This is a genomic window from Micromonospora sp. NPDC048935 (assembly GCF_043197875.1).
Taxonomy (GTDB): Bacteria; Actinomycetota; Actinomycetes; order Mycobacteriales; family Micromonosporaceae; genus Micromonospora.
The window spans coordinates 188,208-194,394 of the sequence record NZ_JBICTZ010000014.1 but is presented as its reverse complement, the minus strand read 5'-3'; the positions used below and the strand labels follow the sequence as shown (position 1 = coordinate 194,394).

At 67.1% G+C, this 6,187-nt stretch carries 9 protein-coding genes; 7 read left to right on the top strand and 2 right to left on the bottom strand.

Features of this window, described 5'->3' with window-relative positions; all coding sequences use genetic code 11:
- Positions 1-552, bottom strand: a 552-nt coding sequence (locus ACGFIW_RS30245; RefSeq protein ID WP_393322919.1) for an RICIN domain-containing protein, incomplete at its 3' end; no start/stop codon positions are given.
- A 426-nt stretch (positions 553-978) separates the two neighbouring features.
- Entirely contained in the window at positions 979-1,575 is a 597-nt protein-coding gene (locus tag ACGFIW_RS30240; RefSeq protein ID WP_393322916.1) for a DUF3455 domain-containing protein, read from the bottom strand.
- A 423-nt stretch (positions 1,576-1,998) separates the two neighbouring features.
- Between ACGFIW_RS30240 and ACGFIW_RS30235 the strand changes: the two genes are divergently transcribed.
- The 7 genes from ACGFIW_RS30235 (at position 1,999) to ACGFIW_RS30205 (ending at position 6,141) form a co-directional block, all read left to right on the top strand.
- Positions 1,999-2,595, top strand: coding sequence for a thymidylate synthase (locus tag ACGFIW_RS30235; protein WP_393322913.1), 597 nt, complete (start codon positions 1,999-2,001; stop codon positions 2,593-2,595).
- Positions 2,595-3,551, top strand: coding sequence for a hypothetical protein (locus tag ACGFIW_RS30230; protein ID WP_393322909.1), 957 nt, complete (start codon positions 2,595-2,597; stop codon positions 3,549-3,551). Before ACGFIW_RS30235 ends, ACGFIW_RS30230 begins: the two co-directional genes overlap by 1 nt.
- A gap of 131 nt (positions 3,552-3,682) precedes the next feature.
- Positions 3,683-4,111, top strand: coding sequence for a hypothetical protein (locus ACGFIW_RS30225; protein ID WP_393322906.1), 429 nt, complete (start codon positions 3,683-3,685; stop codon positions 4,109-4,111).
- A 76-nt stretch (positions 4,112-4,187) separates the two neighbouring features.
- Positions 4,188-4,493: a hypothetical protein gene (locus ACGFIW_RS30220; protein ID WP_393322903.1), complete on the top strand. Its 306-nt coding sequence runs from the start codon at positions 4,188-4,190 to the stop codon at positions 4,491-4,493.
- Positions 4,486-5,055: a GTP cyclohydrolase I gene (gene folE, locus ACGFIW_RS30215; RefSeq protein ID WP_393322900.1), complete on the top strand. Its 570-nt coding sequence runs from the start codon at positions 4,486-4,488 to the stop codon at positions 5,053-5,055. Before ACGFIW_RS30220 ends, folE begins: the two co-directional genes overlap by 8 nt.
- Complete coding sequence (locus ACGFIW_RS30210) at positions 5,052-5,561, top strand: thiamine pyrophosphate-binding protein (RefSeq protein WP_393322897.1); 510 nt, start codon at positions 5,052-5,054, stop codon at positions 5,559-5,561. The genes folE and ACGFIW_RS30210 overlap by 4 nt, the downstream gene beginning before the upstream one ends.
- Positions 5,548-6,141 carry a thiamine pyrophosphate-dependent enzyme gene (locus ACGFIW_RS30205; RefSeq protein WP_393322894.1) on the top strand — a complete coding sequence of 198 codons (594 nt, stop codon included), beginning with the start codon at positions 5,548-5,550 and terminating at the stop codon, positions 6,139-6,141. Before ACGFIW_RS30210 ends, ACGFIW_RS30205 begins: the two co-directional genes overlap by 14 nt.
- Positions 6,142-6,187: the final 46 nt, after the last annotated feature.

Here is a 6,187-nt window from a genome sequence, read left to right as displayed (position 1 = left end):
GTTGGTGCCGTTCCAGTCGGCGTACTGCACGATGTTGCCACCGTCGGCGGTCGAGGCGCCCTGCACCTCCATCACCTTGTTGCTGTTGCGGTTGACCAGCCGGACGTACCCGCCGTCCGAGTCGGCCAACCGGAACTGCTGGTTGGTGCCGTTGTTGTCGGACCACTGGACGATCGCCCCGCCGTCGGCGGTCGAACGGCCGGAGACGTCCAGCACCTTGCCCGACAAGCGCGACTTCACCCGGTAGTAGCCACCGCCGGAGTCGACGAACTGCCACTGCTGCTGGTTGCCGTTGTTACGGGTCCACTGGGTGATCCGGGCACCGTCGTTCGTGGCCAGGTTGTACACGTCCAGGGCCTTGTTGCTGTTGCGGTTGACCAACACGTACCACGCGCTCGTGTCGACCGTCGCTGCGGCAGCGGGAGACGACACCACCGCTACGGCGGCACCGCCGACCAGTATCGCCGCCGCGCCAGCGGCGACAATGCGGGGCAACCACCAACGCCGCCGCGTCGGCGGCGCGATCGATGGAGACCTATCGAGGGCAGACATGATCCTCCTTCAGTGACCAAAGCCAAACGGCCTGCCCGAGATGGGCGCACCGCGACACGTGCCCGGGTGCATGCGTCGAGGAAGTTAGCGCTAACAAGACGCCTGCACACCCTGACGCACGCCTGGTTCGAGGTCGACGAAGCAGGCTTCCCCGGCAAGCCGAAGGTGTCGTCGTCCTTAGCCATCGACTGTGAGCGATAACATGCCGTTCGTCAAGACGTAACGTGCTGGGAACATCAGGCGGTGGCGCGCTGCGGCCCGTGGCGCGATCACGTCTCAGTGGTCAACCGGCGAGCGCCACCCAAGCGGTCGGAGCAGGACTGCCGCCGGACCCTTGAGGACGACTGATCGTTTACGTTAACATCGACGGCCACCCATGAGCCTCGGCCGCTGGCCACGGCGGTCGGCGGCACCGGGACGAGGCCGTCAGCGCTTCGCGGCCCAGAAGACGTAGACCGCTCCGTACGGCACGGCCGCCGTCGTGCCGTCGACGCAGGCGCCGGCCGGGGCGACGCCACCCGAGGTCAACAGACGGCTGATGTACGCCACGTTGCCGAGCATGCCGGTGCCGCTGTGGGTGTCCACGGTCAGCAGCAGCTCGGGGATCGTCCCCGGTCGCGGGCTCTCCGCTGTCTTCTTCGCCGTGACCAGTGAGCCGTCCCGCTCGGACTGCCAACTCGGGCCCCGGAAGTGGTGGACCCGACCGCCCGTGCCGATGAGCTGAGCCTCCGGCACCGACGCACCGGTGAACACACCGCCAGCACACGTGTAGGTCTGCGTTCCGCGCGTGACGACGTACGCGCCGACGGGGCGCGCCCCCGCTGGCGGCCTGATCGTCGAGGCGATGCGCGGGATGGCGACCCGGCGCGCGTCGGCGCCCACGGCAGCCGGCGCGGCCACCGCAGCCGGCGCGGCCAGTTCGGCGGCGGACGCCTGCTGGGTCACCGCGCCGATCGCCGCCACGACACCGGCCATACTGACGACCGCGAGGGCCCGGACCCGAGAGTGAGACGTGCTGAGCATGCGATTCCTCCGTTCCAGGGGCGCATTCGCACCCACTTTCTTTCTGCACGGACAGAATGCGCAGACCGATCAATGTTTCGCCGAGCTTTGAACGGACACGTCCATACGGGTTCCGCCCGCCATCGCCGGACCGGGCGTCGTCGCACGTCGACGGGCTTCACCTGCTTCGGTCGGACCGGGTGACCGGGCATCGCTTCGCACGGTGTCCGTCCGCGCTGCGCTGGAACGGCATCGCGATCCGCGGAAGCCAGTCGGCGCTACGAGAAGACCGTGCAGACGTGTGGTGCATCGTCCGGTCGGATCCTTTGATCGATGGACCTCGTCCGGTAACGTCGCCCGCACCGGACGTGCCGGACCTGACGCGCAACCGGTGAGGAAGTTGCTGCGGTTGGGGGCGTATGCGTGGAAGTCACGATTGAGACCGTGGAAACCGGCTGGCCGCAGATACTGGGCCTGTTCCGTGACGGTGGGCCGGCGCGGGTCACCACCCGGCACGGCATCTCGTTCGACCTGCCCGGGCTGACAGTCTGGCTCCAGAACCCGAACGATCTCACCGCCCCGGCCGACTACCGGTACCCGGAACTCATCAAGGACTACCGGGACCGACTCTTTGGTACGCAACGCGACAAGTCGCTGCTCTTCCAGCGGATGCGCCGGTGGCGCGAGAACGGCGGCGACGCGTTCGACCAGATCCAACACATCACCGACCTACTGCGCCGGGATCCCAGCAGCCGTTCCGCGGTCTTCTCCACCTGGTTGCCCCCGTCCGATCTGGAGACAGCCTTCCCCGTCTCGCCGGTCGGCGGTGCGGTGCGGGTGGTCGCCGACACGCTCCACCTCTTCGTGACCGCGCGCAGCGTCGACGTCTGGGTCGGCTTCGTGCCAGAACTACTCGCCTTCGCACAACTGGCTGCCGAGTTCGCGCTTGACCTCGGTGTGCGACACAGCACGGTGTCGTACCAGTGCTGGAGCGCCCACCTCTACGAGGTCGACTTCCTGACGTACCTCACGAGGCAGTGATGGAACGATCGCTCACGATGCTCGACAGCGGCCTCGTCGGGTACGACACGCTGGACCGGATCCTGCAGGCGGTCGTCTTCTTCGCCGACTCGATCGCCATCCGCTCGTCGTACCAGGTGGCCCCGACGGACAGGGCCGACGCCGCGCTTATCGAACGCCGGGTCCTGGAGTTGCGGGACCAGGGGTTCGTGAAGCTCTGGGCACACGAGTACGAGGTGGGCGACTCCGGGGAGGTGAACACGCCAAACGCGGCCGACGGAGCGCGGCGTCCGAGCGACCTGGTCCTTCCCACCGCGACCCTCGGCGCCGGCCTGGGCGAGATGGACGAGGTGATGCGCTCGGTACGAGAGTTGGCTTACGGCGGCGAGTCGCAGGCGCCGGTGACGCTGCGGCAGGGCACGGCCGAGATCGTGGGTCTGCGGAACCACCTCGCATCGCTGGTGATCTCCAGCGAGCTCAACCAGGACGGCATGTTGACCAACCCAGCCGTGCGTACCGCCCTGACCAGGAGTTTCCGCAGCGGCGGGGAGAGCTTCCAGAACGCGGTGGTGCAGGACGTCATCGCCCAGATGCAGCTCGGCTCGCTGACACGACTGACGGCCGACCAGGTCGAGGAGTGCCGCCGGTTCAGCCGCGACTTCCGTTTACTGCTCGACGAGTCGCTGTTGGCGGTCGCCCGGGGTGTGGATCCGGTCCTCACCCCCGTGGCCACGGCTCAGGAAATCATGAACCGGTACCGGGCCATCTCCGCGGAGTACGCGCTACCCCAACTGGGGCCCGAGATCGGCGGCGAGATCATCTGGGACGTGCTCGGCGCCACCATCCCCGCCAGCATCCTGCTGAAGTACGGCACAAAGGCCTTCCGTTGGCGGCGGGTCGCCCAGGAGATTCGACCGTACCTGCTGCTGATGCACCTGGAACGTTCGCTCTACAAGGGAGGAAAACCGCGAGCATGATTATTGCCCATGCTGGCCGACGGGGCGTCCTGTTCGTTCGGGACACAGACAGTAGCGTGGGAAGTTAATCGTCGCCCCGGTGGAGAGTCGAGGCTGAAAGAGGAGCTGGAAGCCGCAGAGAGGAGAGATCGATGACGTTGGTGGCCGGCGGGATCGGGCAGGACATGTGCCGCACCATCATCCGCGCCGGGGTTGATCTGTCGATCGGGCAGCGAATCGGCTGGCGGGTCACGGATCGCCACGAACATGGCTCCCTTGCCGCGCTCTCCCGCGAACTGCACTCGTGCCAGACGGACGGGCGCCGCTTCGACTTGCCGGAGTCGGTCCAGGGCCTGTTCGGTCTCCGGTGCGATATCGCCGACACCCCGTTTCCCCTGGCGATTCTCTATCTGTGGATTCTGGGAAGCCTCGATGACCAGAGCGACCCGGGCCCGGAGCGAAACGCCGCAGACGCCCTCATATGGCAGCTAAGCCGGCTTGCGCCCGATCTGCCGTACCGGGAGTTCCAGGAGCTTCGGCGGGCCCTTGACCGAGCGGCAAGTGTCGATGTAGAAATGTAGCTCCAGGCATATCCGGCGCTAGATAGTCGAACTCGCCGGAAATTCGTGGCAGAGGATCACGAAAGCGCGGTGAACCGTGAATCCTGCAAACGACCAGGTCGGTACGGAGATTATTTTCGAAGACGAGAAAGTGCGCGTGTGGATGCTCGACCTGCCCCCGCACACGTCTTCTTCCTGGCACACCCATCAGGTCCCCTACCGATACGTGGTTACCCAGCCCGGCCCGGTCGCGACCGAATATCAGGACGGGCGACTGGAATACCAGGACGACACGGTCGGCGATTCTTGTCGCCGTTCCGACAGTCAGCCACACAGGCTCGTCAACCTTGGCGACTCGGCGTACCAGAACGTCATCGTAGAATTCCTAAACCTTCATGGGTGATCCCCAGCAGGCCCTCAACGACTGGGTCTCCTCGCTGCATCCGGATCTGCCCGAAGTCGCTGCCGCAATCGTCAATTCCCAGGCGGAGGCGCCCGCCCGAATTTCCAATGCCTACCGGGAGCTACTCTCCGGATACCGGATTGATCGGGCCGATCTCATCAAGATCACCACCGTGCTCGATCCCACGGTCGAGTACCACGGCGTGGTGACGGCCCACGACATTCCATTCGTGTCGCTCTGCGCGCACCACCTGCTCCCGTTCTTCGGTCACGTGGCGATGGCCTACCAACCGGGCGCCATGATCCTTGGCATCGGCAAGCTGCCACGCCTGGTGGAGATGCGGGCGCGGCGGTTCCAGATTCAGGAGTTTCTCGCTCGCGACCTCTGCGACGACCTGATGGACGCGGTGCGTGCCAGGGGAGCCTTTGTCCGCACCACCGCCCAGCACCTCTGCGTCTGCGGGCGCGGTCCCAACAAGCAGGAGGTCTGGAACACCACGACGTACGCGCGCGGCAGCCTCGGCACGTGGCGCGACCTGCCAGCCGCAAGCGTCGGGGGGTGAGCGGCTTCGAGTGGGAGAGTCTCTTTCCCGCGAAGATTGACTGCGCGGTCACCGTTCCGGATTCGATGTTGACGCCAGTCGTCCGGCGGGTGGTCCAGACAACCGGCCTCGACTACCTCCAGACCGTGCACGAGTCCCAAGCGGTCGCCGTCGCGGTCGGGCTGGCCCTCGCCGGGCGCCAGCCCCTGGTATGCATGGAAAATTCGGGCCTACGGGCGGCCGCGGAGACTATCGGACGGCTCGTGGTGCTGCACCAGCTCCCGCTGCTGGCGCTCGTCTCCGACCGCGGCGGGTACGGCGATCCGAACTGGTGGGCCCAGCACCACTCCGAGCACATGCGCGGGCTGATCTCGCTCTTCGCCCTGGTGAGTACGGTGGCCGCGACTCCGGCCGAGCTGACCCGGGCACTACGCGGTGGCCTCGACGTGGTCGCGACCCGGATGCGTTCCGCCGTCGTGGTGGCCACCCCCGAGCTGCTGGAAGGGCTGCGACGTGAACTCGGATGAAGCCGTGGGCGCGATGCACGACGTCGTGGGCGGGGACGTGGCGGTGGTTGCCGGGGTCGGCCGCGCCGCATGGGCCGCCAGCCAGTACTGGCCGAAGCGGACGCTGCACCTGGACGCGCTCGGTGACGTGCTCCCCGTCGCGTCCGGACTGGCCCTGGGGCTCGGACCAACCTGTCGGGTCATCTCGATCGAGGGGGACGGCTCCCTGCTGTTCGGGCTGGCGGGGCTTGCCACCATGGCTGATCTACGCGAACGGCTCGGCCGCTTCACCGCAGTGGTCCTCGACAACGAGCGTTACGAGTCGGGCGGAAACCAGCCCTCCCGCTACTTCCCGCTGGACTGGCAGGCCCTGGTCGGCGCATTCGGACTGCCGTTCGGGCAGGCGCACCGACCCGCCGACGTCGCGGCGGCGCTCGCCGCCTCCGCACCTGTCGGCGTGGTGCGACTCGTCGTCCACGACGAGACCGCGTTACCCGCACCGACCAGCACCGACAACGGCCGTGAGGCGACGCACGAGTTCCGCCGGATGCTGACCCTTCGGTACGGGGTGCGTCCGACCGTGCCGGCTCGAAAATTCTGAGGTGACGCGCTGATGCGACTCGTACCGGTAGGGGCGGCGGGCCTGC

Coding starts and splice junctions, on each gene's coding strand:
- ACGFIW_RS30240 (WP_393322916.1), bottom strand. CDS start 1,575: ATGCTCAGCACGTCTCACTCTCGGGTCCGGGCCCTCGCGGTCGTCAGT.
- folE (WP_393322900.1), top strand. CDS start 4,486: ATGGGTGATCCCCAGCAGGCCCTCAACGACTGGGTCTCCTCGCTGCAT.
- ACGFIW_RS30225 (WP_393322906.1), top strand. CDS start 3,683: ATGACGTTGGTGGCCGGCGGGATCGGGCAGGACATGTGCCGCACCATC.
- ACGFIW_RS30230 (WP_393322909.1), top strand. CDS start 2,595: ATGGAACGATCGCTCACGATGCTCGACAGCGGCCTCGTCGGGTACGAC.